Annotated in this window: 24 protein-coding genes and 1 CRISPR repeat array; of the genes, 17 read left to right on the top strand and 7 right to left on the bottom strand. The window is 30.4% G+C overall.

The window, feature by feature from the left end; genetic code table 11:
• The first annotated feature begins 12 nt into the window (after nt 1-12).
• Both Q3V94_RS05815 and Q3V94_RS05810 read left to right on the top strand, forming a co-directional pair.
• Complete coding sequence (locus Q3V94_RS05815; protein ID WP_303525909.1) at nt 13-1,935, top strand: sensor histidine kinase; 1,923 nt, start codon at nt 13-15, stop codon at nt 1,933-1,935.
• A complete protein-coding gene (locus Q3V94_RS05810) occupies nt 1,910-3,481 on the top strand; it encodes a response regulator (RefSeq protein ID WP_303525906.1) in 1,572 nt (523 codons plus the stop codon). The genes Q3V94_RS05815 and Q3V94_RS05810 overlap by 26 nt, the downstream gene beginning before the upstream one ends.
• Before the next feature lie 471 nt (nt 3,482-3,952).
• On the opposite strand, the gene Q3V94_RS05805 is transcribed toward Q3V94_RS05810, so the two are convergent.
• The 6 genes from Q3V94_RS05805 to Q3V94_RS05780 all read right to left on the bottom strand — a co-directional run bounded on the left by Q3V94_RS05805 (nt 3,953) and on the right by Q3V94_RS05780 (nt 9,055).
• Entirely contained in the window at nt 3,953-4,711 is a 759-nt protein-coding gene (locus tag Q3V94_RS05805) for an ABC transporter permease (protein WP_303525903.1), read from the bottom strand.
• Nucleotides 4,704-5,420 (bottom strand): hypothetical protein, encoded by a 717-nt coding sequence (locus Q3V94_RS05800; protein WP_303525900.1) that lies wholly within the window; start codon nt 5,418-5,420, stop codon nt 4,704-4,706. The genes Q3V94_RS05805 and Q3V94_RS05800 overlap by 8 nt, the downstream gene beginning before the upstream one ends.
• Nucleotides 5,417-6,352: an ABC transporter ATP-binding protein gene (locus Q3V94_RS05795; protein WP_303525897.1), complete on the bottom strand. Its 936-nt coding sequence runs from the start codon at nt 6,350-6,352 to the stop codon at nt 5,417-5,419. The genes Q3V94_RS05800 and Q3V94_RS05795 overlap by 4 nt, the downstream gene beginning before the upstream one ends.
• An 84-nt stretch (nt 6,353-6,436) precedes the next feature.
• A complete protein-coding gene (locus tag Q3V94_RS05790; protein ID WP_303525894.1) occupies nt 6,437-7,189 on the bottom strand; it encodes a hypothetical protein in 753 nt (250 codons plus the stop codon).
• A gap of 49 nt (nt 7,190-7,238) precedes the next feature.
• The gene (locus tag Q3V94_RS05785; protein ID WP_303525891.1) at nt 7,239-7,688 is read right to left on the bottom strand and encodes a hypothetical protein; all 450 of its coding nucleotides are present in this window, start codon (nt 7,686-7,688) and stop codon (nt 7,239-7,241) included.
• Between the two features lie 545 nt (nt 7,689-8,233).
• A complete protein-coding gene (locus Q3V94_RS05780; protein WP_008908211.1) occupies nt 8,234-9,055 on the bottom strand; it encodes a helix-turn-helix transcriptional regulator in 822 nt (273 codons plus the stop codon).
• Nucleotides 9,056-9,166: 111 nt separating this feature from the next.
• On the opposite strand from Q3V94_RS05780, the gene Q3V94_RS05775 reads away from it, so the two are divergent.
• Nucleotides 9,167-10,318 (top strand): iron-containing alcohol dehydrogenase, encoded by a 1,152-nt coding sequence (locus Q3V94_RS05775; protein ID WP_303525888.1) that lies wholly within the window; start codon nt 9,167-9,169, stop codon nt 10,316-10,318.
• Nucleotides 10,319-10,373: 55 nt separating this feature from the next.
• Here Q3V94_RS05775 and Q3V94_RS05770 read toward each other — a convergent pair whose 3' ends face one another.
• On the bottom strand, nt 10,374-11,282 hold the full coding sequence (locus Q3V94_RS05770) for a prenyltransferase (RefSeq protein WP_303525885.1): 909 nt from the start codon (nt 11,280-11,282) through the stop codon (nt 10,374-10,376).
• A gap of 227 nt (nt 11,283-11,509) precedes the next feature.
• Between Q3V94_RS05770 and Q3V94_RS05765 the strand changes: the two genes are divergently transcribed.
• The 14 genes from Q3V94_RS05765 to csx20 all read left to right on the top strand — a co-directional run bounded on the left by Q3V94_RS05765 (nt 11,510) and on the right by csx20 (nt 25,586).
• Complete coding sequence (locus Q3V94_RS05765) at nt 11,510-12,769, top strand: double-cubane-cluster-containing anaerobic reductase (RefSeq protein WP_008908208.1); 1,260 nt, start codon at nt 11,510-11,512, stop codon at nt 12,767-12,769.
• Between the two features lie 9 nt (nt 12,770-12,778).
• A complete protein-coding gene (locus Q3V94_RS05760; RefSeq protein WP_008908207.1) occupies nt 12,779-12,994 on the top strand; it encodes a DUF3343 domain-containing protein in 216 nt (71 codons plus the stop codon).
• 13 nt (nt 12,995-13,007) lie between these two features.
• Nucleotides 13,008-13,760 carry an acyl-CoA dehydratase activase gene (locus Q3V94_RS05755; RefSeq protein ID WP_008908206.1) on the top strand — a complete coding sequence of 251 codons (753 nt, stop codon included), beginning with the start codon at nt 13,008-13,010 and terminating at the stop codon, nt 13,758-13,760.
• Between the two features lie 17 nt (nt 13,761-13,777).
• On the top strand, nt 13,778-14,269 hold the full coding sequence (locus Q3V94_RS05750; protein ID WP_008908205.1) for a C-GCAxxG-C-C family protein: 492 nt from the start codon (nt 13,778-13,780) through the stop codon (nt 14,267-14,269).
• Nucleotides 14,257-15,201 carry a TDT family transporter gene (locus Q3V94_RS05745; RefSeq protein WP_008908204.1) on the top strand — a complete coding sequence of 315 codons (945 nt, stop codon included), beginning with the start codon at nt 14,257-14,259 and terminating at the stop codon, nt 15,199-15,201. Before Q3V94_RS05750 ends, Q3V94_RS05745 begins: the two co-directional genes overlap by 13 nt.
• A gap of 182 nt (nt 15,202-15,383) precedes the next feature.
• The gene (cas6, locus tag Q3V94_RS05740; RefSeq protein WP_008908203.1) at nt 15,384-16,115 is read left to right on the top strand and encodes a CRISPR-associated endoribonuclease Cas6; all 732 of its coding nucleotides are present in this window, start codon (nt 15,384-15,386) and stop codon (nt 16,113-16,115) included.
• Between the two features lie 12 nt (nt 16,116-16,127).
• Nucleotides 16,128-18,041: a TIGR02556 family CRISPR-associated protein gene (locus Q3V94_RS05735; RefSeq protein WP_303525878.1), complete on the top strand. Its 1,914-nt coding sequence runs from the start codon at nt 16,128-16,130 to the stop codon at nt 18,039-18,041.
• Nucleotides 18,031-18,906: a type I-B CRISPR-associated protein Cas7/Csh2 gene (gene cas7b, locus Q3V94_RS05730; protein WP_303525876.1), complete on the top strand. Its 876-nt coding sequence runs from the start codon at nt 18,031-18,033 to the stop codon at nt 18,904-18,906. Before Q3V94_RS05735 ends, cas7b begins: the two co-directional genes overlap by 11 nt.
• 4 nt (nt 18,907-18,910) lie before the next feature.
• Nucleotides 18,911-19,627, top strand: a complete 717-nt coding sequence (cas5b, locus tag Q3V94_RS05725) for a type I-B CRISPR-associated protein Cas5b (protein ID WP_303525874.1) — start codon at nt 18,911-18,913, stop codon at nt 19,625-19,627.
• 35 nt (nt 19,628-19,662) lie between these two features.
• Nucleotides 19,663-21,972 (top strand): CRISPR-associated helicase Cas3', encoded by a 2,310-nt coding sequence (cas3, locus tag Q3V94_RS05720; protein ID WP_303525872.1) that lies wholly within the window; start codon nt 19,663-19,665, stop codon nt 21,970-21,972.
• A 152-nt stretch (nt 21,973-22,124) separates the two neighbouring features.
• Nucleotides 22,125-23,288: direct repeats of the CRISPR family, unit length 30 nt; unit sequence GTTCTTAGCCTACCTATGAGGGATTGAAAC.
• Between the two features lie 107 nt (nt 23,289-23,395).
• On the top strand, nt 23,396-23,887 hold the full coding sequence (cas4, locus tag Q3V94_RS05715) for a CRISPR-associated protein Cas4 (protein ID WP_008909993.1): 492 nt from the start codon (nt 23,396-23,398) through the stop codon (nt 23,885-23,887).
• A 9-nt stretch (nt 23,888-23,896) separates the two neighbouring features.
• The gene (gene cas1b, locus Q3V94_RS05710) at nt 23,897-24,889 is read left to right on the top strand and encodes a type I-B CRISPR-associated endonuclease Cas1b (protein ID WP_008909994.1); all 993 of its coding nucleotides are present in this window, start codon (nt 23,897-23,899) and stop codon (nt 24,887-24,889) included.
• A gap of 1 nt (nt 24,890) precedes the next feature.
• Nucleotides 24,891-25,154: a CRISPR-associated endonuclease Cas2 gene (gene cas2, locus Q3V94_RS05705; protein ID WP_040306816.1), complete on the top strand. Its 264-nt coding sequence runs from the start codon at nt 24,891-24,893 to the stop codon at nt 25,152-25,154.
• Between the two features lie 48 nt (nt 25,155-25,202).
• Nucleotides 25,203-25,586, top strand: coding sequence for a CRISPR-associated protein Csx20 (gene csx20, locus Q3V94_RS05700; protein WP_303525963.1), 384 nt, complete (start codon nt 25,203-25,205; stop codon nt 25,584-25,586).
• The last annotated feature ends 1 nt before the right edge of the window (nt 25,587 follow it).

The following is a 25,587-nucleotide window of genomic DNA, read 5'->3' as shown; positions in this document are numbered from 1 at the left end:
AGTGGTGGGATTTTGAAAAAAATCAAAAAATTATTAGGAAATCAAAAAATAAAAAAAGCCCTATTAAGGATAGAAAATATGTCCCTTCAAAAAAAATTAGTCTTATCTTATATACTAATAATTTTGATACCAATTATAACTTTTTCTCTATATATATTTAAACAATTTAAGGACAGCGCTATAAAAAATATGATAAAGGAAAATGAATATCTGCTTGAGATGGAAAAAATCACTATATCTAAAAACATATATTCTATGGAAAATGCAGCTCAAATGGTCGTATCTGATAAAAAATTTATTAATTTTATTAAAGATAGAAATGAATACACAACAGAAGAGCTTTTGGATTTTAATTATAATAGCATAATGAATATAGTTAAAATACAAAACAATAATCCTAATATTGAACATATTAGGTTTTATGTTGATAATAACAATATCAATGAAATATGGCCTGTTGTTTTTAGCGAAAATAGAATTAAGAATAAACCTTGGTATAATGAAGTTAAAAGACTAAAGGGAATGGTATTATGGAAATTTGAAGAAATCGATCAGGATATAGTAGATAGGCAATATAAGTATATATATGAAAATTCAGCAAAGATAATGCTTTTGAGGGAAATAAGTTATCCAGAGGGAGAACACCTCGGAATAATTGAGGTGGATATGCTACTTAAAAACTTCTTACCCAAAATGTATGCAGAATTATCTAATCAACGTTCGCAGATGTTTTTTATTGATAGTAAAGGAAACCTTTATACCAACATAAACAATGATTTTTTAAAAAGGAATAAACTTAGTTTGGAAAATATAAAGGAACAGTTTTATAAATATAAAAACAATGATAGAGGTAGCTTTTTCCTTGAAAATCAAAATAATAATATCTTGGCTATATATACATATATAGAAGCTATAGATTCATATGTTATTTCGCTAATTTCCCTACAGGATATTTTTACAAATATCTCAAGGACAAGAAATATTATTATATTGACTATCATATTCTTGATTATAATACTATCGATAATAACAAACCTAATAAATACCATTATACTAAAAAAATTAAATATGCTGATATATTCTATGAAAAAGATTAGACAAGGGGATTTTAACATTGATGTTAGTGTTAGAGGTGACGATGAAATAGGAGAACTAGCACATCATATAAGAAGACTGCTAGTAAAGATTAATGAACTTATAACTGATGCTGTAAATAAAAAAATAGTATCGAAGGAAGCAGAACTTAGAGCCCTAAGGACGCAAATCGATTCTCATTTTTTATATAATACGTTGGAAAATATTAAGATGCTTGCAGAAATAGAAGGACAATTTGAAATATCCGATGCATTAACTTCCTTAGGGAAAATGATGAGATATAACATGAAATGGGCAAGTGAATATGTTACATTAAGGGAAGAAATAGACCATATTAAAAACTATACATCCCTTATGAACATAAGATTTGATAATAAAATAAAATTAATCATAAATATAGATTCATATCTTCTTGAGCAGGAAGTTTTGAAATTATCTATTCAGCCTATAATAGAGAACTCGATAAGCCATGGAATAAAGGATAAACTTGACAAAGAATTAGGAATTATTGAAATTAAAGCATCAATTGATGGAAATACGATGATTATAGAAATTACTGATAATGGAAAGGGAATGAGTCCTGAAGAAGTTGAAAAGTTGAATTACAAAATAAACCTTGAAGATGAAGAATTCAATAAAAATCTCCTAAATAAATATGAAGGTCAAGAAACAGTTAAAAGAGGAAATGGAATTGGCCTTAGGATTGTAAATCAAAGAATAAAACTTTATTATGGAGATGATTATGGCCTCCAAATATCAAGCAAAAAAGGAGAATATACAAAGGTCATTTTAAAGCTGCCTTATTTGATCGTTAATGGAGGTATTAGTAAGTATGCGTAATATTCTCATTCTCGATGATGAAAAAAACATAAGATTAGGTTTAAAGGCCATGATTGAACGAAAATATTTAACCTATTATAATTTATATTTAGCGTCAACTGTCAAGGAGGCACTTATTTATTTTGATAATAATAAAATAGATATAGTAATTACTGATATTCGTATGCCTGATGAAGACGGAATTGCTTTTATGAAAAAGCTTAAGGAAAGAAACATTAAAACAAACATAATTGTTTTAAGTGGATATGATGATTTTAATTATGCTGTTGAATCTTTAAGATATGGGGCGAAAGATTATTTGTTGAAGCCTATAAATAGAGAGGAATTATATAAAACTATTGACAAAATTGAAGAAAACATTAAACAAAATGAATATATTGAAAATCAAAGTTCTTCAGAAGAATTTGAAGAATTTAGAGCTGCACAGTTAAATTATATATTTTTAAATTCACATATAAATGAAGAGGACATAGAAAAGATATGCAGCAAAATTAAAATGGATATTTTTGATAAAGGCTACTATGTTGGTGTTATAAATAACAAAAGATATTCCAAACGCATAAATGGTAAGGAATTATTTGGAATAATCAAGGATACTATAAAAGAATATGAAAAAACAGTTAACGAGAAAATAATTATTTTAACAGATGGTATTGGAAATATTGTAATAATAGGAGAGGAATTTGAAGTTTTTAAATGTTTAGAATCGAAAATATCTACAAAAAACCATATGGTTTATGCAATAGGATTAAGCGAAAAGCAGTTTAATATAAATAAGATAAGGGAAGGATATTTACAGGCTATAGAAGCATTAAAATATACATTTTTATATAATAATCATCATCTTTTAAGCTTTTCAAGTATAAAGGATAAACTTAAAAATTATGAGCTTCCCATTGATAAAATTAAAAAAATTAGCAATATGATTGGAACGGACAGGGAAAATGAGATTAGAGGAATTTTAAAAGAGGTCTTAGATATTAAAGAAATTACAAAGTATGATATTTCTTATTTAGAAGGAATTAATAAAGCAATAAATGAATTTATATTTAGCAGTGCTATTAAGAAATTAGATGGCGATACTTTAAACAAAGTAAGGGGTATAAATAAAATAGGTGATATTTTTAATTATGAAAATTTTATTGAATATTTTCATGCTGTAGAGGAGTTAATTATATGCCTAAACGATTATACAAAACAGATAATGTCTATTTATGCGGATAACCCGGAAATGAAAAGGGCAGTTCAATACATACACGAAAATTTTAATAGAGATATTAATATGGCCATGGTATCAAATTATGTTTCATTAAATTATTCTTATTTTAGCCAAGCTTTTAAGGAGTATACTGGGTATAATTTTGTAGATTATTTGAAGAAGATACGAATAGAAAAGGCAAAGGAACTACTTGAAAACTTTGATTATAAAATTTATGAAGTGGGTGAAATGGTGGGATATAAAAATTCAAAGCAATTTGCTAAAACCTTTAGAGAGATGGAAGGTATTTCACCAATTGAATATAGAAACAGATTAATAATGAGATAATAAAGTATCCAAAGGATATAGAAATAATATAACCCTACATTTTAAGGGCTAGTAAATAAACTTTAACATTCTTCTAGCTAAATATGATTTCTTAAACAAAGAATTTAAAAAACTTGACATCCTGCTCCTCTACAATGATGAGTTAAAAGAAGACACTTTTTAGAATAATGATTTTACAAGTTCTCTAAAGTTTCATCTTCTTTCTGTTCATTATGCAAAAATTTAAGAAGAAAATCCTAATAATCCGCTGGGCTCTTGCAAAAACCAACCTTTTTAAAGCTGTTACTCAACTTAATTTCAATTATATATAACTCCTTGGAAGTTAGCAAAAACACTCATCTGAAAGATTTACCTTCCTCAATTATTGACAAAGAGCCAATTAATATAGGTGGGCATTTGAGTAATTTGCCCACCCCAACTATAGACATAGGGCTGAAACTAATGTGCTAAATTTTTTGCATTTATTTTATATTATATAGTCGAGTTTATAAGTTCATTAAAGAACCTACTCAAAATTTTAACTAATATAAATCTCAAAACCAAAATCTGAACCATCAATATTAAATACATAATTTCAATTGGAAATATCAAATAATCCGCGCTAAAAGCACTTTTAAATATATTTATTATATATGTAAATGGTAATAAAAGGGCCACTATTTTAAATCCTGATTTGAGTAATCTATAAGGCATATAGCATGCAGAAAATATCAATAGAATACTAATCAGAAGTGAACTGTAAGCAAATCTTTTTGTTTTAAGAGTAAAGGCCGCTAAAAGCCCACTAATAATCGATGATATAGCAATTATTATTACGATAAAGATTGCTGCATTTAATAGGGCATATGAAGAAATTTTTATATAAATTATTCCATAAACATTCATTAAAATTAATACAAAAACATACTGAATTAAATAGATGAAAAAATAAAAAACCGTTTGAGCTAAAATATACTCAAATATCTGAACATTAGCTATTCTAAAATTTGACATTTTGCCACTTATAATTTCTTGATAAAGTTCATAGTTTGCAGCAATAACGGTGTTACTTATTATTCCTGCAATAATTATAGTTAAAAGGGTAAACCTTAGATTTTCTATGTCATTTGATTGAGCCAATGCAAAATAATAAAATGGAACTACACTTAGATAAATTCTTAAAGTGTTTAATAATAATTCCTTCCAATTTCTTTTATAAAAAAATATATTTTTCATTAGAATGCTAATCATAAAATCCCCCAGCCACAATATATTTTTTTATACTTTTTTCTGTATTCCATATTGCAAATGCCATCATACTTACAAATATTAAAATTGATAGTTCAATGTTAATAATATTTCCTTCTGAAAAGCTAATAACATAAGTTATTGGTATTAGCTGCGAAATACTTCTTAAAAATTTTGGAAATACGCTTATAGGATATAAAACGCCACTTATTATATAAACTATATCCATTCCAAAGTTAAAGCTGTGAAAATAATTTTTTGTTTTTAAGTGAACAGCAAGCATTATATTGCTTACTATAACATTGTTGATAAAAACAAATATAGCACAAATTATAGCAAATAAAAAATCTATATTTAAGTGGAATATAACATCATAACAATACAGTGTTATGAGTAAGGATGGAATATATAAAATATTTACTGCTACTGTTTGGTAAAAATTATATCTATGTAAGCTAATTTTAGAAAGTAATACATCATGTATTTTTTCACTGCCAAAGAACTCCATTCTCCTTGAAATTATCTCAAATATTGTAAAATAAAAGCATGACCACAAACACATCTTTAAAATTATATTTTTATCTATATTTTGAGCTATTACACTGTTTAATAAAATCACTGGAAGAATCGAATTTATAGGTGCAATTAATAATAATTTAATTATGTTCCACTTGTTTCGTAGAAGACTTTTAAACATAAGATATATAATCATTTAGTGTCCCCCAATCCATCCTTATACAATTCATAGAAAAAAATATCTTCTAATTGTATAGGTCTTTCAGTAAATGACTTTATTTGAAACTTTGAGATAAAATCTTCTATGCTTTCTATCCTCTCCATTATTAAACCTGTGCTATTATCATTCTGCTCAAAAACAATATATTTTTTTATCCCATAATCCCTGAGCTTTTTATGCATTTTATAAGTATCTTCTTTGGATAATCTAATTTCTACAACTTCTTTATAGAATTCTTTAAAAATAGTATCCATATAACTATCCTTTATGATGCGTCCTTTATTTAGAAAAATAACTCTAGTGCAAAGCCTTTGAACTTCATTCATAATGTGTGAACTTATTAAAATAGTTATATTCATTTCTTTAGCAAGTGTGTCCAATAAATTATGAACATCGGCTTTAGATATAGGATCCAATCCACTAGTAGGCTCATCTAATATTAAAAATTGAACTTCCAATAAAATAACCCTTATTATATTAAGTTTCTGTTTCATTCCTGTAGATAAACTTTTAACTAGTGTATTTTCTCTGCCTTCCAAATCAAATTTTTTTAACAAACTTAAGATGTTCTCTTTATTTTTTTTAATTTTATGCATCCTCAAGAAAAAATATAAATTTTCCATAACCGTTAAATCATCATATAATTGGTTTGAATTTAAAATAAGACCAACTTTAGGAATTTTCCCTTTTCCTTTATAGATATCCTCACCCAAAACTTTTACTTCTTCATATTCCGTAGGTTTTAAAAGACCACTTAAAATTTTTATTAACGTTGTTTTGCCAGCTCCATTAGGACCAACAAGTCCCACTATTTCTCCATTTTTAATTTGTAAATTGATATTTTCCAAACTAAAGAAATTATTTTTTTCATATTTTTTACTACAATTTCTAACATTAACAATATTCACTCTATAGCACCTCCAATTGGGTCAAAATATTCATTATTATTACTTAACATATTTTTGATTTACATCTTATATCTACTAATAATTCTAATATAATGATTCCGTATGACTTATAGATACTGTTTTTCTATAAGTGTAATTAGCTACATATGAAAAACCATATTGAATTAATTCTTCAATTGTTATTCCTAACTGTTCTGATTTTTGGACCGTAATTTCAACGTTTCCTCTTGTATATAAATAAACCTTTGTTTTGTCACTCGACAAGCTCGCTGATTTTACAAATACATTGTAAATATAATAACCACTGCTTACAGGCTGTGCATAACAAGCACTACTGTCAATTGATACAAATTGCCTTGCATATGTTCCATAAACATAAATTATACCTGGAACTCCCACTTCAATTAATATACCGCCACCTACATCTTGTTGTTTATATACAGTAACCATAAAATATTTTCCTCCATTATTATCTGTCCAATATGGACCCCAATCAATTGATTGAATTGTTATACCTGGATCTTTTAATATATCTTCAAATTTTTCATCTTTATCTTTATTTTTGATTATTTTGTTATATTTAATTAAATACTTCTGATGTTCTTTAATTATTTCTTTTGTAATTTTTTCAGCCTCAGTAACAGATATATTTCTTGCATTAGCGATTATTTTAAAATATTCTTCAGGGGCAATCATTTTTAGATTTTCAGCATTACAAATTAAAATTGAATTGTCTTGATTTTTTACATACTTATTGTTAGATTCCGCATAAACCAAATTAGATAAACAAAAACTAATTAATAGGATTATAATAAAGCATTTTGAGAAACATTTCATAAAAAAGCACCTTCATTTATGATTTGATATAGTATACTTTTAAGTTGAATTATGATTTAAGTTCAACTACTACAACATACGTAATAACACCTTCCTTCCAATAACAGTCTAAAAAATATACCATAAGTCCTTTTATATTAGTTGGTAACTTAATGTAATTATTTTCTAATATTTTTCTTTCACTATTATAACTAGAAGTTAAAATTATAGTTTTTGGTTGATAATCAAAATTTATTTCCAATTCTCCATCAGGCATAACTTGTTCTCCGGGTCTTAATTGATTTATAATTTTTGCATAACTATCTACAACATGAACCTCATTTTTAAATCCTCTTTTCCATAAATACGAACCTTTTATAGATTTAATTTCTTTGCCATTATATGTTATTGTTAATTTAGGTAGTTCTTTAGTATTATAGTTAGTAAATACCAATACTACTGCTCCTGCAATAATTAATATAAATATAAGAAATAATAATGCTGGGCTTTTTTTAACCACAATTATCACCTACACATTTCTATTCTTTGAATTTAAGATAATTTACGGTATTTGAGTTTTAATCGTATCCGCTTCTTAGTAGACTGAACTCTTGATAGTTGTTCATCAGCATAAAACTTATTTAGCAATATTATTGTCGCTAACATTGAACGTTAATATTGAGATAGAAGACATCATATATACCAGGGCAAATAAGCTTAAACTACATCTTTAAACTTTCTTGATTCATCCCCTCCTTTTAATTAATCTATTGCAAAACCCTAAGATTAAAAAGAAAGAGTCTGCAAGCTTTTAGAAGCTAACAACCATTTTTGTTAAAATTATCGTAAATATATTACTTTTTTTGTTATTATATATAATTTTTAACAAACATGTCAAACAATTATTACCATTTCATTTTAATACAATTTTTGTTTACTTATAATAATATAACTGATTAATTATAAAAACCTCTTCCTTGGTAAGAATTAAAATACAAACCAAGAAAGAGGTTATTAATCTATTTACACATAATTTTTTACAGTCTCCATTTTAAAATTGTAGGGTTATATTATTTTTTTATACTCCTTTGGAGTTATACCATATTTTTCTCTAAATTCTTTGATAAAATAAGAAATATTTTCATATCCGACATCAAAGGATACTTCAGTAACATTTTGAAAGGCTAATAATTCCTTTGCCTTTTTTAATTTTAAGTCCTTTATATATTCCTTTGGAGATTTTCCTGTAAATTTTTTAAAGTATCTTGAAAATTCATATTCCCTCATACCAAAATAGTTGGCTATATCCGATATTTTTAAATCGCCTAAATAGTTGCTTTCTATGAACTCTATTATGGCAGAAATTTTAGACTTTTTATTGTTTATTATCTTCTCAGAGCCCTTATATTTTAATATGTTATAGACAAGCTCCCGGGAATATAAGTCTAATAGGAATTCCTTATTTAGCCTATTTTGGTTAAATATATTTACTATTTTTTTATGCACTTCACATAAATCAGGATTAAAATGAGCTATGAAAAATTCGTTTTCGATATATTTAATTTCCTCTTCCTCAAGTTCCACTTGGAGTTTTGATATTATTTGTCTTATAAAATAATCATCGATTTCCATAACAAATGCCTTTGTTTTTTCATTAATTTCTAATTCAACCTCCGAAAAGGGAGAGAGGATTATAAAGCTATTTTGATCATAGTGGAATTTTTTCTCTTTGTTAATGCTTACAAACTTACTTCCCTCTAATATGCTGCAAAATCTTATATAGTTTTTAGATGAGTAGTTGGTTTTAAGTTGCCTTTCAAATTCATAGTATAGTATCCTAATGTGTTCTGCCTCAAGTGTAGATGTAGGTGATAAATCTGTTGCCATGTTATGCCCTCCTGCAAAAATAGAATATATTTTGCAAAAACGAATTAGAAGGGGAAAAAATGCTGTGTTAAAATTATAACACACTAAAAAATAAATTTGGAGGGATAAATAATGAAAACTTATAGATTTTTTATGCCACCTGTTAGCTTAATGGGGATAGGATGTTTAAAGGATGTAGGAACTGAAATAAAATCTTTAGGCTACAAAAAAGCCCTTATAGTTACAGATAAGGTTTTGGTAGAAATCGGATTATTAAAAAGATTAACAACTATATTGGATGAAGAAGCCATAGAATATGTGTTATTTGATGAAACTAAGCCTAATCCAACCGTTAAAAATGTAGAAGATGGACTTAAAATGTTAAAGGAAAACAATTGCGACTTTTTAATATCCTTTGGGGGAGGTTCACCCCATGATTGTGCAAAGGCGATAGGCCTTGTTGCAACCAATGGAGGTTCTATAAAGGATTATGAAGGTGTTAATAAATCTAAAAAGCCTATGCTTCCTCTTGTTGCAATAAATACAACAGCAGGCACAGCAAGCGAAATGACGAGATTCTCAATAATCACAGATGAAGATAGGCAGGTGAAGATGGCCATTGTAGATTGGCATGTGACTCCTATCCTTGCTGTAAATGACCCTGAACTTATGATAAATATGCCAAAATCCTTAACAGCTGCGACTGGAATGGATGCATTGACTCATGCAATTGAGGCCTATGTTTCAACTGATGCAACACCTGCAACGGATGCTGCAGCCCTTATGGCAATTGAACTCATATTTAAATACCTCAAAAGAGCAGTTGAAAACGGAAATGACATAGAAGCAAGGGATAAAATGGCCTATGCAGAATATCTTGCAGGAGTTGCCTTCAACAACGCAGGGCTTGGGTATGTTCATGCCATGGCCCATCAGCTTGGAGGATTTTATGATCTTCCACATGGAGTATGCAATGCAGTTCTTTTACCACATGTTCAATCCTTTAATATGAAGGTGGCAGCAAAGAGATTTGTAGATATAGCAAGGGTTATAGGAATTACAATAGAAGGTTTATCTGAGGAAAAGATAGCAGAGGAAGTTATTGAAAGCATAAAGAAGCTTTCAAGAGAAATTGGAATTCCAAAAGGTCTTAAGGAGCTTGGCGCCAAGGAAGAGGATATAAAAGTATTAGCTGAAAATGCCTTAAAGGATGCTTGTGGGTTAACAAATCCACAAAGGGCAAATCTTGAAGATATAATGAGCATATTTAAGGCAGCATTTTAAGAAAATAAAATAATCTCCATGGCAGCTATTACTGCTGCCATGGAGATTATTTTGTTTATTGTAATATTATTGCAATTATCATAGAAATCCCTGTTAGAATATATATTTGAACTGTTTTGGCGTTTGATAAAATTAGCCTTTGGATATCGTTGTAGTGTTTTTTTGCGTTCTTTACAGCACTAATAGTTAATGGAAGAGTAATAAATCCAAGCAGGAAAAAGTAATTTTTTAGGATAATGCTTATTAATATAAATGAAATATATGAAAATGCGAATAGCATAGCATAAACACCTACGGATTTTTCTTTTCCAAGTCTTACAACCCAGTTTCTTTTGTTTGCCTTCATATCTGCTTCATAGTCAGGAAACTGGTTTATCCAAAGAACATTTGTAATCAAAAATGAAAGTGGGAGAGAAATTAAAACAACATTCCAATTTATATTATGCGTCATTGTTACATACATTCCAAGGGTTACAAGAATACCGAAGGTAAAACCAACGGCGAACTCTCCAAGCCCCCTATATGCAAGCTTCAAAGGTGGAAGAATATAAAATACTGCAAAGAAGACTCCTAATACTCCTATGGACAAAACCTTTATTTCCCAATAAAGAGCAATGATAATTCCTATCACACAAGCTAAAAAAATGGTAACAATGCCAATCCATTTGGCCTCTTCAAGCGTAAGGACACCATCAACTATCGTTTTCTTGCCGCCACTAAAAGGAGTTCTTTTGTCTTGAGTAACAAACCTATCTGCACCAGTTATATAATCTACAACTTCATTTACTGCATTCTTGCCTATTTCGATTAAATAAACACCAATTAATGCTAATAAAAACCAAAGGAAATTAAAGCTCTTTTCATTAACATAAGCAAATGTTGCTCCAACTAACATTGGGATAGTGGAAGCAATCCAAATCTTTGGATCAGCAAGTTGCCAAAAACCTTTCCAGAACCTACTCATACCATCCCCAACCTTTCCATTTAAGTTAATAATTTCACAATATCATTATATCAAAATAATTGAGTGCCTGCCACTTGACATTTTGACTTTTTGACATTTCCAGAAATAAACAGTAGTATTTATAGGTTTTAGCTATAATAAATAGATAAGCTATAGAAATTTTGGAAACATTTTTAATTTTTTAGTTGATATAATTGAATTGTAAAAATATACACAGGGGGATGCTTATGGGAGATTATAGAAAGCTTTGGGAAAGTTTACAGATGGATCTTGAAAAGCATGATGCTTTGTGTGCAGTTTTGCCTGAACTTTACGGCTCTGTTTATCTATCTCAGAAGGATAGAGCTGAAGCCATGAATTATTTTAACTTTGTTATATCAGAAGTTCATGGCCTTAGGATAGAAGAGCTTAATAATCATCGTCAAAAGGGTGGCAAGGTTGTTGGAACTTTTTGTGTTTATGTGCCGGATGAAATTTTAAATGCCCTTGGAGTTATAGGTGTTGGCCTTTGTGGTGGTTCACAATTTTGGATAGAGGATGGAGAAAAAGTTCTTCCAAGGAATTTATGCCCTTTAATAAAGGCCTTTGTAGGAGCTAAGATAAGCGCTACATGCCCTTATTTCCAATCCTGTGATCTTTTAGTTGGAGAAACTACTTGCGATGGTAAAAAGAAGGCTTATGAAATATTAGCAGAATATGCACCAACCTATGTTATGGAACTTCCACAGATGAAAAGGGAAAAGGACATAAAGGATTGGGAGGCAGAAATAAAACGCTTTATAAATGAAATTGAAAACTTAACAGGGAATAAATTAACATATGAAAACCTAAAAAATTCTATAAAGCTTATTAATAAAAAAAGACGTGCATTAAAAAGGTTATACGAACTTAGGAAAAATACTCCATCTCCAATATCAGGCCTTGATGCCCTTTTAGTTTCACAGATTGCATTTTATGATGATATAGAAAGATTTACTGAAAATGTTGAAAAGCTCTGCGATGAACTTGAAAAAAAGATTAGCATATTAAAAGCAAACAGAAAGAAAAGATTAATGGTTACAGGAACTCCTATGGCTATTCCAAATTGGAAACTCCATCATATTATTGAAAACTTAGATGCCCAGATAGTAGTTGAAGAAACCTGCACAGGAACGAGATATTTTGAAAATGAAGTTTCTGAAGATGGAGAAACTATCGATGACTTGATTAGAAATATAGCAGAAAGATATATGAAGATAAATTGTGCTTGTTTTACTCCAAACGAAGGAAGGGTAGAGGACATAATAAGGCTTGCTGAGGAATATAAGGTTGATGGTGTGGTTTACTACAATCTATCCTTCTGCCAGCCATATTCAGTTGAATATAAAAGGGTTGAAAAGGCATTAAAGGACAAAAACATTCCTCTTATTTTAATCGAAACGGATTATTCAACAGAAGATGTAGGACAAATAAAAACAAGAATTGAAGCTTTCCTTGAAATGATTTAAGGTGATAGCATGAAAAATTATATTCTTTTTCCTTCGTATAACGAAGGCTTGAGATTATCTAGCCTTCTTAATGAAGAAGGTATAAAACATACAATAGCTCCTACGCCACGGCAGCTTTCAACCTGCTGTGGCATGTCTATAATTTATAAAGATGAAGATGAAGATAAAATAAAAAAGATAGTTGAGGATTATAAAATAGGCGTTATAGGGTTTTATACTGTATAAAAGAGGGATAATTATGTTTTATATAGGTATAGACATAGGCTCAACGGCAACCAAAGTTAGCGTATTAAACGAGGATAATATAATAAAAAACATAGCTTTACCAACAGGATGGAATAGCAAAGAAACGGCTAAAAGCGTAGAAGAGATATTAAAGAAGGAAGGTTTTTTTGAGGAAGCAAAGATCGTTGCAACGGGATATGGAAGGGTCTCTGTTCCTTATGCCCATAAGACCGTAACAGAAATAAGCTGTCATGCACGAGGAGTTTATCACTTAACAAAAAAAGATTTTACAGTTATAGATATAGGCGGTCAGGATACGAAGGTAATAGAGCTAAAAAACGGACAAGTTGCATCCTTTCTTATGAATGATAAATGTGCGGCTGGCACCGGACGTTTTTTGGAACTTATGGCAAATATATTAGGATTAACCCTCGAGGAAATGACAGACCTTGCAAGAAAAGGAGAGTCGGTTCAAATTTCCTCGATGTGCACGGTCTTTGCAGAGTCAGAGGTTATAAGTCTAATTGGCAATGGTGAAAAAAGGGAAAATATATGCTCTGGAGTTATAGACTCAGTTATAAATAGAGTATACAGTATGGTTCAAAAAACAAGCTCAAGTGGCGATTTTTTCTTAACTGGGGGTTTATGTGAAAACGACTACATAGTTGAAAGGTTAAGCAAAAAGTTAGGCAAAAACGTTAAAACTGATAAACTTGCAAGATTTGCCGGCTCCATCGGAGCTGCATTATTTGCAAAAAATATATAATATAAGGAGGAATTTTTATGGATAAGCAAAGATTAATAGAGGATGTAAGAAAAAAGGCAGAAGGGTATTTCCAAAGGGGAGAGTTCTTCTGTTCGGAAGCTGTGGTTCACACTATTAACGAATTATTAGGCTGGCCATATCCTGCTGAAATAGTTAGGATGGCTTCGGGTTTCCCAATTGGCGTAGGAAAATCAGGATGTCTTTGTGGTGCTGTAAGTGGTGGGGTTATGGCCCTTGGTATGGTTTATGGAAGAGTCCATGGGGAACCTATGAAGGAAAAAATGTTTCCTGTTGCTGCAGCCCTTCATGACCATATAAAGGAGCTTTACAAGAGCACATGCTGCAGAGTCCTTGTAAAGGATTATGAATTTGCAAGTCCAGAAAGAAAGGCCCATTGTGTAAGAATTACCGGTGAAGTTGCTGCATTTATAGCACAAAAGCTTTTAGAGGATGAAGAAATAGCAAATAAAATAAAAACATTGGAAGAGGTGGCATCATGCAAGGAATAATAAAAAAAGTTCCTATTCCAATGGCTGGGCTTATGCTAGCCCTTGCATCACTTGGAAATTTGTTAGCGGGTTATAGTGATGTTTTAAGAGGAATTTTGGGTGGAATTTCTTTTATATTATTTTTATTGTTAGTTATTAAATTAACTTTATATTATAAAGATATATTAAAGGACTTAGAAAATCCTGTTGTAGCAAGTGTTGCTCCTACGTTTTTCATGGGGATGATGATATTATCTACTTATGTAAAGAATTTCAATCAAAGTATAGCCTTTGGAGTTTGGGTTATAGGATTAATTATGCATGCGGCGTATATTGTATATTTTACAAAAAAATTCATATTAAACTTTGATTTTAAAAAAGTATTTGTAAGTTATTTTGTAGTTTATGTTGGAATAGTTGCAGCTTCGATACCCTCACCTTTATATGGAATGAAAAGCATAGGACAAGTAATATTTTGGTTTGGCTTTGTAAGTTATATTATTTTACTACCTTTAATTTTTTATAGACTACTTAAAATAAAGAACATACCTGAGCCTGCAATTCCTACGACGGCAATATTAACAGCACCTGCAAATCTTTGTCTTGCAGGATATTTAAGTGCATTTGATGAAAAGAATAAACTTATAATTTACCTCTTGCTTATGTTATCAGTAATAATGTTTGTTGCTATTTTAATTTATCTTCCAAGCATTTTAAAACTTAAATTTTACCCAAGCTTTTCATCCCTTACCTTCCCGTTTGTAATTACAGCAATTGCAATGAAAGGAACAAACGTGTTTTTTGGAAAATCGGGAGTAAATATAAGCTTTTTCAAATATTATGTTAGCTTTTTAGAGATACTTGCAAGCGTAATGGTATTGTATGTTTTCATAAACTATATATCATTTTTATTTGGAGAAAGGGAAAAACAAGAAAAGAAAATAACAGCTTAAGGCTACCGCAAGGTAGTCTTTTTTGTGCCTGCCACTTGACATTTTGACTTTTTGACATTTCTACATTTTTCCATAAAAAAGCAGGAGTTTAAATATTTATGTAGAATTTTTAAGATAAGGTAATAATTGTGCAAAAAAATGTGAATGGCAACATATATAAAATAAGCTTATGAGGTGATATTTTGAGGGCAAATTTAAAGCTTAAATTTGAAAAACCGCTTGTCCTTCCAATCCATTATAACCATATAATTCAGGCAGCAATATTAAAACTTCTTAGTGATGAAAATTATTCAAGATTTATTCACGATCAAGGCTTTAAATATGAAAAAAGGCATTTTAAAATGTTTACCTTTTCAAGGCTTGAGGGGAATTTTTTAATCGATAAGGGAAATAAAACGATAACCTATTTTGATGGTGCAAGCTTACAGATTTCAACTATTGAAGAGGAATTTATGAAATATATTATAAACAACGTTCTTTTAAACGAGGGAATAAAGCTTATAGGAAATCATATTCAGGTAGAAAAGGTTGAACTTAAGCATATGGACGTTGAAGAAGGCGGAGGAAGGATTACAACAAAATCTCCGATAGTTGTCTATAGCACCTTTGAAATAGAAGGAAGAAAAAAGACCTATTATTATAACCCAAAAGAAAAAGAGTTTGAGGAAATTTTAAGAAAAAACCTAATAAAAAAATATATGGCTTACTTTGGCAAAGAGCCGAAGGATAAATATTTTAAAATTACTCCAATAGAAAATCTAAAAGAGAGTATAGTCATCTATAAAGGAACGGTTATAAAGGGTTGGAATGGAATCTTTGAAGTTAACGGCTCACCAGAAATATTAAAGCTTGCCTATGATGTAGGTTTAGGGGCTAAAAATTCCCAAGGGTTTGGCTGTTTTGAATTTATATAAGGAGGTGAAATTTTGTTAGAGGGAATAGTGCAGATCGGAAGGGCCCTTCTTGAAGAAGGAAATCTTCTTGATAATCTCATTAAAGAGCTTCCAATTAACGATAAAAAGGGAAGGCCTTATTTAGTTCTTAAGCTAAACTTTAAGAAGGATAATTTAGAGCTTGATATCTCAGAGGAGATGGACAGCGATACGGTGAAGAAATATTTATACGTTGGAACAGCAAATGGTCCTACGTCTCCCCAATGGTTTGCCTCTAATAAGAGTATAACTTACTTTTTATCAGAAACGATTTTTAACTTAACAAATATTGATTTTGGTGATTTTTTAAATCAAAAGCTAAAATATGTTTTTGAAAAATTTTATGTGGAGGTAAACCCAAATGCCAAAAGCAATAAATATAGATATGCTTTGAATTTAGCATATTTAGATAATGATGTTAACGTTGTGAATTTGTATAATGATTATTCAATGCAAGGCAAGGAGGATAAAGGGTTCTTAAAGGTTCTTGAGAAGGAGTTTGAAGATATTTTAAAGAAAAAATATGGTGTAAAATTTAATGAATTTGGCTTTTTTGTAATTTGCATTGATGACATTCCTTTAACTGAGTATGAAGAATATAAAAATAAGGTTTTAGAGTATAAAAGTGCAGGTAGCAAAGAAGATAATGAGGACAAGGGGAAAAAAGATAGTAATTTGTGCTGCAGCCTTTGTGGCTCGGATGAAAATGTAACCTACGATTTAAAGAAGATGAAAATAAAATACTATATAATCGACAAAATAACCTTTGCCAGCGAACTCGATTCAAAAAAGTTTTATAAAAACATGCTCCTTTGTGAGAACTGCTTAAACTCTGTAATTGCAGCAGAGGTTTACATCGAAAACAATTTAAAAACCCAAATAGGCGATCTCAACCTTTATATAATTCCTCACTTTATATATGGTGAGCCACTAAATAAGGAAAAACTTGACTTTGCAGTTAAAAGGCTTAACAACTCATATAACACAGCAAAAAATTTAAAAGACATAGAAAATCTAGAAAAGGACATTCTTAACTTAAGGGATGAAAAAAGCTATTTTTTAGTCAACTTCATGTTCTTTAGAAAATCCAATCAATCCACTAAAATCCAACGCTTCATAAAGGACGTTCCACCATACATCTTCGAAAAAATAGCGAAGGCATCAAAGTATTCCCACGACCTAATTGAAAAATCATTAGGATTTAGTTATAAGACATATTTAAACCTACAAAACATATATTATTTAATCCCCGTTAAAGTAAGCGGAGGCGAGGCGACGGAATATAGATATATCCTCAATTTTTATGAGAATATTTTCACATCAAGACCAATAAATAAAGAAAAACTTATAGACAAATTCATCGAAGCTGCTAAAGTGATTATGCTTAAAAAGGAAGGATATAACATAGATAACGGTGAAATTGAATTTTACATTTTAAATTCCAACATGCTCATAAAATTTTTAGAAAAGCTTGGATGTCTAAAGGAGGGAAAGGGATTGGATGTTGCTAAACTTAATGTTAAAGAAAGCATAAAGGAATATATCTCTAACATGGGATATGATGAACAGCAAACAGCTATGTTCCTTTTAGGAATTTTAATTGGAGAGATTGGAAACAGCCAATACCATAGGTTCGATGGTAAGAAGCCTATTTTAAACAAGTTAAACTTTAACGGAATAGATAAATCTAAACTTATTAAACTTTCAAATGAGGTTTATGCAAAGTTAGAACAAGAAAAGATAAGAAACTACAACGAGGTTGTTTATGCTGATTTTAAGAAGCTTTTAGATTCTAACTTGGACAATTGGAAACTCAACAAAAACGAAAACCTATTCTATATTCTTTCAGGCTATTCCTATGCCACAACAAAAGTTATGATGAAGGAGGAAGATGAGAATGAACAATAGTGAAATTTTATTCCTTTATGATGCTAAATTTGCTAATCCTAATGGAGATCCAGATGAAGAAAACAGACCACGTATGGACAGCGAAAGGGATATAAATTTAGTTTCTGACTTAAGGCTCAAAAGATATATAAGGGATTATTTACTTGATAAGGGATATGACATATTCGTAAGAAAGGTGGAGGACAAAGCTGTTACGGCAGAAAAAAGAATGGAGGAGTTTAAAAATTTAACTGAAGATGAAATTTTAAATAAGCTTATAGACGTTAGAATGTTTGGTGCAACAATGCCAATAAAGGGTGATAACAAGGCTTATATAGGACCTGTTCAATTTAACTGGGGATATTCCTTAAATAAAGTTGAACTTCTTGAGGCTGGCATTACTTCTCATTTTTCAACAAATGAAAAGGCACAGCAGGGAACTATGGGAAGGGATTTTAGAGTAAAATATTCATTGATTGCCTTTTCAGGTGTTGTAAGCGGCAAAAGGGCAGCAAAGACAAAGCTTACGGATGATGATTTAAAACTTTTAGACGAGGCGATGAGACATTCCATTCAAAATCAAGCCACAAGAAGCAAAATAGGCCAATATCCAAGGCTGTATATAAGGGTTGAATATATCGATTCAGAAACGATCTTAGGAGATTTTAGGGATTTAATAATACTAAAGGAAAAGGTTGAGAGCATAAGGGATATTAAGGAATGCTCCTTAGATATTTCAAAGCTTGTAGATACTTTAAGGGAAAATAAGGATAAAATAAAGAATATATATTATTTTGCAGATGAAAACCTTGAACTTAAGATTAATGAAGGGGTTATTGTATTGTCGGAGGCACTTAAGGATTTCAATTTGATTGAAATAAGGTGAAGTTATGGACTTTTTGGTGTTTGATTTAAAGGGTAAGTTTGCACATTTTAGAAAGTTTTACACAAATTCATCATCCCTTTCCTATTCCGTGCCTCCAAGGACTACAATAGAGGGTCTTATCGCAGCAATATTAGGCTATGAAAGGGATAGCTATTACGAAATATTAGACAGCCAAAAATTAAACATTGGACTTAAAAAACTTACACCTACAAGGAAGATAGTCCAGAGCCTTAACTATATAAAGGCAACGTCGATAAGTCATGTTATAAAGCCAAAGGAACACACTCAGGTTCCCTTTGAAATTGTAACTTCTGAAGGTAATTTAGGATATAGGGTTTATGTAAATCATATTGATGAAAGAATAATGGAGGATTTAGAAGATAGACTAAAGAACAACAGGTTTTACTATGTTCCCTACTTAGGTGTTGCATCCTTTAATTTGTCCTTAGAGTTTAAAGGAAGGTTTCAAGGTAAGCTTAAATTTGATGAAGATTTTGTAGAAATATCCTCTATAATAAGAAAGAGCCTCATAAAAGAAGGTGGACTTGATGTAAATATAGAGGGCATTATAGTTAAAGAAAAAATGCCAAGGGACTTTTTAAAGGATAGGATAATTAAGGAGATTGAAGATTATATTTTTGAAGAAAATGGGGGACCCCTTAGGGTGAAGCTAAACTCATACTATTATGAAATAAACGATGAAAAAATAGTTTTAATGTAGGTGCCTTATGGCACCTTTTTTAAGAGGTGAAAAATATGTTTTGTTCTCATCCGGGTAAAAGGTTGATTGAACATTTAAAAGAAGTGTATCAGATAAACCAAGATAAAATAGATGAAGAATTTAAACCCTGTTTTAAAATAATATCCTATTGCCATGACTTTGGAAAGTTTACGTCATATTTTCAAAGGTATCTTAATACGAAAAAGAGGGGAAAATTTACAGACCATGGCTTTTTATCAGCATTGTTTGCTGCCTTTTGCAGTTTAAAAAGTTTTAGAGAGGATAGTTTCCTACCCTTAATATCCTATAGCGTAGTTTTGCATCATCATGGTGATTTAGAAAATATATCTGAAGATTTACCCTCTACGATGAGGGTGATATTAGATAGCGATTTTAGATTAGCAGAAAAAATAGAGATTGCCAAAGAGCAAATTAATGATATAGTTAAAAACAAGGATTTAATTAAAGAAGAATATAGTCTTTTAAATTTTGAGGATTACTTTTTAGAGTTTTTAAGCTGTGATATAGTGGATGTTTTAAAAAGTCTAAAAAAACTTCAAATTAAAATGGAAATGGCTAAAAAAGAAAATCTATATTTTATCCACCAAATGCTTTATTCTGCCTTGATTTCGGCGGATAAACTAAGTGCAGCAAAAATAGAAATACCAAATGAAATGTTTGCTGGGTTTGAGGTTTTAAACAGGGAAAGGGAAAAGGGTTTAAAAAACAAAGATATGGATATAAATAAAATTCGAAGTGAGATATTTGAAAAAATACAAAAAAATACAGAAAAAAACTATAAAAATTCTAAGATGTTTACAATAACATCACCAACAGGAACAGGAAAAACCTTTGCTGGATTTTTCGCAGCAGTGAAGTTAAGGGAGCTTTTAGGGGACAATAGAAGGATTATTTATTCCCTTCCATTTACTTCAATTATAGAGCAAAACTATGATGTTCTTTATAGGCTTCATAAAAATATAGAAGGATTTGAGAAGGAATCAGGACGATATTTGTTAAAACATCATAGCCTTGCAAATATAAAATATGAAAGCGATGAGTATGACTTTGATAATTTACAATCTGAGCTTTTAATTGAAAATTGGTCAAGCGGAATCGTCGTAACTACTTTTGTTCAGCTATTTGAAACGCTAATAGGAACAAGAAACAGGATGTTAAAAAAGCTAATAAATTTAAAAGGTTCAATTATAATTTTAGACGAGATACAGGCCATAGATATATCACTGCTCCCTCTTGTTGAATTTGTTTTAGAAAGGGCATGTGAAATATATGATTTAAGGATAATAATGATGACGGCAACTAAGCCATACATATTAAAAAATTCAATAGAGCTTTTAGAGGATAACCAAAAATATTTTTCTATGTTTAACAGAACAACTCTTTTGCCTGAGCTAAATAACAAAAAGCTTAGCACTTTTTTAGATGAGTTTAAAGAAAGAATAGAGGATAAATCCTACTTAATAGTCTGCAACACTATAAGTTCTTCTTTGGATGTATATAATAACCTAAAGGGACTAAACCGACCTGTATTTTATTTGTCCACTAATCTAATACCTATTCATAGAAGGGAAAGGATAAAGAATATAAAAAAGCTTTTAGATAAAGGTGAAAAGATAATATTAGTTTCAACTCAGGTTGTGGAAGCAGGGGTTGATGTTGATTTTGATGTTGTAATAAGGGATATAGGTCCTTTGGATTCAATTATTCAATGTGCCGGAAGATGTAATAGAAACGGTTTAAAGGATAATGGATTAGTTTATGTTTATTCCTTGGTTCCAGAAGATAATGATGTTTTAAATTTTGGTTTTGGTAAGTATGTATACGGGATTCCAACCCTTGAAATAACAAAGAAAATATTAAAAGAGCTCCAATACAGCGAGGGGGAATATTTTGATATAGTTTCCGATTATTTTAAATTAATTCAGCAGGATAGGTCAAAGGAAAAGTCTAAAAAGTTTATTAATTCAATAAAAACATTGAATTTTTCTCAAGAGACTAAAGATGCCCTTCCACTATATAAATTTTCTTTAATAGAAGATAATCCGGGATTTATGGATGCATTTGTAATATATGATGATTTAGCACAGTCGACCTTTAAAAGATATTGTGATATGTTAAAATTAACGGATTATTATGATAGAAGAAGGGAATACCTAGAGATAAAAAATATAATAAGGGATTATACCGTATCTTTGCCTATAAAATACCATTCGTTGTTTGATGAGCAATTTGGACTTTATATTTTACCAAGGGAAAGGGTAGTCGATTGCTATAACGAGGAAATAGGGTTTATAAGGCAAGAAAAATCCTACGATATCTTTTAATTTTATTTTTGTCGTCGACCTCCAATCCTGCAAAAAGTGCTGGGGATCGACGACAAAAGAAAATGAGTATTTTCAAGGGTTTGAAGATTTTGTTAACAAAAAATTCAAAATTGACAAAATCTTCAAACCCAGTTATAATAAGCATTGAACGGGTTCTTAGCCTACCTATGAGGGATTGAAACCCACAACGCTCACATAAGCCATAAACTAATTTCTTAGTTCTTAGCCTACCTATGAGGGATTGAAACGAGATTTTATGTGAGACTCAAGGTAGAATTGAAGATAGTTCTTAGCCTACCTATGAGGGATTGAAACTGAGTCTTATAAAAAAAGAAATAAGAGTTTAGGTTTACGTTCTTAGCCTACCTATGAGGGATTGAAACTTTTTCTGCTTTTTCAACATCCCCGTTTGCATTTTGGTTCTTAGCCTACCTATGAGGGATTGAAACTTTGCAGGAACAGTATATACTGTTGTTTCACTATTTGGTTCTTAGCCTACCTATGAGGGATTGAAACCTTCACCACGCTGGATTTTTTGTTTTAGAATTTCTCTGTTCTTAGCCTACCTATGAGGGATTGAAACCGTAATCATCATAAGTTAAATCATTAAATTTAGGAGTTCTTAGCCTACCTATGAGGGATTGAAACCCTTTCTCAATTGAATTTTCGAAGCTATATCCTTCACTCGTTCTTAGCCTACCTATGAGGGATTGAAACTATATATTCAACATATATAAAAACAAATATTGAAGAGTTCTTAGCCTACCTATGAGGGATTGAAACTTAGCTCTGCAAGCCAAAGTTTGCTCATAAAAAATGGTTCTTAGCCTACCTATGAGGGATTGAAACTCTCATAATCAACATTAATAGTGCTTTGTGGTAACTTGCGTTCTTAGCCTACCTATGAGGGATTGAAACATGCTCATTTAGCAAATACAATGCCTCATAAATTTACGTTCTTAGCCTACCTATAAGGGATTGACACTATATACTACATTAGCTTCCATGATTTGTAAATGCAAGTTTTTAGCCTACCTATAAGGGATTGACACGTATCTCAATACTATAATTTCCTTTAGTAATGTCGGTTTTTAGCCTACCTATAAGGGATTGACACGTATCTCAATACTATAATTTCCTTTAGTAATGTCGGTTTTTAGCCTACCTATAAGGGATTGACACACAATTTTCTCGTAAGGTTGTCCTGTAACGGCAGCAAGGTTTTTAGCCTACCTATGAGGTATTGAAACTGGCATTCGTCCAATATCACTACCCAATCTTCGTTGGTTCTTAGCCTACCTATGAGGGATTGAAGCAATTTACTTTCTCTAAGGCACTAACGATGATACATTATAACCTATCTAATATTAGTGCAAAAAAATGTGAATGGCATTTAAAGTATAATTTTTTACGAGGTGATACATTGGAGGTAAATGGAACTTTAATTTGGTATTATAAAATATGCAAAAGACAAGTCTGGTTGATGTCCCACGGAATAGTTCCGGATCAACATGATGAAAATATAGATATAGGAAGATTTATACATGAGAACTATTACAAGAGGGACAAAAAGGAAATAAGATTTGGCAATGTTGTGTTTGACCTTTTGTATGAAAGGGGAAATGAACTTATAATTGGTGAAACAAAAAAGTCTTCGAAATTTGAAGATGCTTCAAAGTGGCAGCTCATGTTTTACTTAAAGATTTTAAAGGAAGCTAATATCAAAGCAAAAGGCATACTAAATTTCCCCGAAGAGAGAAAAAGTATAGAAGTTGAACTTTGCGATGATGCGGAAAGGGAACTTGCAAAAATTTTAAAGGAAATAGAGGATATTGTAATCAAACCGCATCCGCCTAAAATAGTTAAGACTAATTTTTGCAAGAATTGTGCTTATAAAGAATATTGTTTTTCCTAAGGAGGAGCCATGAAAAAGGATATTTATATTTTTAACAATGGAGAGCTAAAAAGAAAGGATAATACCCTTTATTTTGAAGGAAATGAAGGCAAAAAATATCTTCCTGTTGAAAATATAAACAATATATGGATTTTTGGAGAAGTTGACATAAACAAAAGATTTTTAGAGTTTGCTTCGGAAAAGGAGATATTAATTCACTTTTTTAATTTTTACGGCTATTACGTTGGGACGTTTTATCCTAGGGAACATTTAAACTCTGGATTTGTTACTTTAAAACAAGCTGAACATTATTTAGACCAGGAAAAAAGATTGAAACTTGCAAAAAAATTTGTTGAAGGTGCCGTTGAAAATATTTTGGTGGTGCTTAGGTATTATAAAAATAGAGGCTGTGATGTTGAATTGGAGATTGAGGATATAAGGCAAAACAAGGAGGGTATTAATAAGGCTAAAGATATAGAATCACTAATGGCTAATGAAGGGAATATTAGGGATGTTTATTATAAATGTTTTGATAAAATAATAAAAAAGGATGAATTTGTCTTTGAAAAGCGAAGTAAAAGGCCTCCATTAAACAAATTAAATGCTCTTATTAGCTTTGGCAACTCTTTATTATACACCTCTGTATTAGGTGAAATATACCAAACTCAGCTTGATCCAAGAATAGGTTATCTTCACTCCACCAATACCCGAAAATTCACATTAAACCTAGACGTTGCAGAAATTTTTAAGCCTTCTATAGTTGATAGGGTTATATTTTCCCTTATAAACAAAAATGTTTTATCCTCAAAGGATTTTGAAAATCAATTAAATGGAATAATACTAAATCAAAACGGAAAGAAAAAATTCATAGAAGAATATAACGAAAAGCTTGAAACGGTTTTCAAACATCAAAAATTAAATGCATCTGTCAGCTATAAAAGATTAGTCCGTCTTGAACTTTATAAAATCCAAAAGCATATAACGGAGGATGAGGAATACCAACCCTTTGTTGTGAGGTGGTAATTTGTTTGTGATACTTGTTTATGATGTAGGTGAAAAGAGGGTAAATAAAATATTAAAAAAATGTAGACAATACCTAACCTGGGTGCAAAATTCGGTTTTCGAAGGTGAGATTACCGAAGGGAACTTAAAAAAGTTAAAAATGGAGCTCAATAGGATGATTAAACCTAATGAAGATTCGATAATAATCTATACTTTTCAAAATACAAAGTATTCAAATAGACAAGTTATGGGAATAAATAAAAATTATTTGGATATTATTGTTTAGAAATGAAAAATATTGTAAAATAATCTTGGAGGGTTTAGTTTGAAGAGGATGGTTTTGCTTTTTTCTCATGATTTAACACAAGAGCAAATTAAAGAGGCGAATGAAAGGTTTAATATAGAGGAATTTATAAAACTTCCTGAAAAATTGCAGCAAAAGTGGTCAAATGTTCCACCGGAAGGTGAATTTACCGAGATTTATTTTGATGATTTTAAAAAATTTATAGAAGATAATTTAAGAAAAGGGGACTTTGTTTTAATTCAAGGCGACTTTGGAGCAACAGTTTACATGGTTAATTGGGCCTTTAAAAAGGGCTTTATCCCTGTTTATGCAACAACTGTTAGAAAATATGAGAATTATAAAGGAGAGGACGGAAGCATAAAAAATATTCATTATTTTAAACATGTAAATTTTAGATTATATAAAGTGGAGTGAT

It is taken from the genome of Caloramator sp. CAR-1 (assembly GCF_030546345.1).
In the GTDB taxonomy this organism is placed as follows: Bacteria; Bacillota; Clostridia; order Clostridiales; family Caloramatoraceae; genus Caloramator; species Caloramator australicus.
The sequence above is the reverse complement of the archived record's forward strand: the minus strand, read 5'-3'. Positions and strand labels throughout refer to the sequence as shown.

Coding starts and splice junctions, on each gene's coding strand:
- Q3V94_RS05810 (WP_303525906.1), top strand. CDS start 1,910: ATGGAGGTATTAGTAAGTATGCGTAATATTCTCATTCTCGATGATGAA.
- Q3V94_RS05805 (WP_303525903.1), bottom strand. CDS start 4,711: ATGATTAGCATTCTAATGAAAAATATATTTTTTTATAAAAGAAATTGG.
- Q3V94_RS05800 (WP_303525900.1), bottom strand. CDS start 5,420: ATGATTATATATCTTATGTTTAAAAGTCTTCTACGAAACAAGTGGAAC.
- Q3V94_RS05790 (WP_303525894.1), bottom strand. CDS start 7,189: ATGAAATGTTTCTCAAAATGCTTTATTATAATCCTATTAATTAGTTTT.
- Q3V94_RS05780 (WP_008908211.1), bottom strand. CDS start 9,055: ATGGCAACAGATTTATCACCTACATCTACACTTGAGGCAGAACACATT.
- Q3V94_RS05775 (WP_303525888.1), top strand. CDS start 9,167: ATGAAAACTTATAGATTTTTTATGCCACCTGTTAGCTTAATGGGGATA.
- Q3V94_RS05770 (WP_303525885.1), bottom strand. CDS start 11,282: ATGAGTAGGTTCTGGAAAGGTTTTTGGCAACTTGCTGATCCAAAGATT.
- Q3V94_RS05765 (WP_008908208.1), top strand. CDS start 11,510: ATGGGAGATTATAGAAAGCTTTGGGAAAGTTTACAGATGGATCTTGAA.
- Q3V94_RS05760 (WP_008908207.1), top strand. CDS start 12,779: ATGAAAAATTATATTCTTTTTCCTTCGTATAACGAAGGCTTGAGATTA.
- Q3V94_RS05755 (WP_008908206.1), top strand. CDS start 13,008: ATGTTTTATATAGGTATAGACATAGGCTCAACGGCAACCAAAGTTAGC.
- Q3V94_RS05750 (WP_008908205.1), top strand. CDS start 13,778: ATGGATAAGCAAAGATTAATAGAGGATGTAAGAAAAAAGGCAGAAGGG.
- Q3V94_RS05745 (WP_008908204.1), top strand. CDS start 14,257: ATGCAAGGAATAATAAAAAAAGTTCCTATTCCAATGGCTGGGCTTATG.
- cas7b (WP_303525876.1), top strand. CDS start 18,031: ATGAACAATAGTGAAATTTTATTCCTTTATGATGCTAAATTTGCTAAT.
- cas5b (WP_303525874.1), top strand. CDS start 18,911: ATGGACTTTTTGGTGTTTGATTTAAAGGGTAAGTTTGCACATTTTAGA.
- cas3 (WP_303525872.1), top strand. CDS start 19,663: ATGTTTTGTTCTCATCCGGGTAAAAGGTTGATTGAACATTTAAAAGAA.
- cas1b (WP_008909994.1), top strand. CDS start 23,897: ATGAAAAAGGATATTTATATTTTTAACAATGGAGAGCTAAAAAGAAAG.
- csx20 (WP_303525963.1), top strand. CDS start 25,203: ATGGTTTTGCTTTTTTCTCATGATTTAACACAAGAGCAAATTAAAGAG.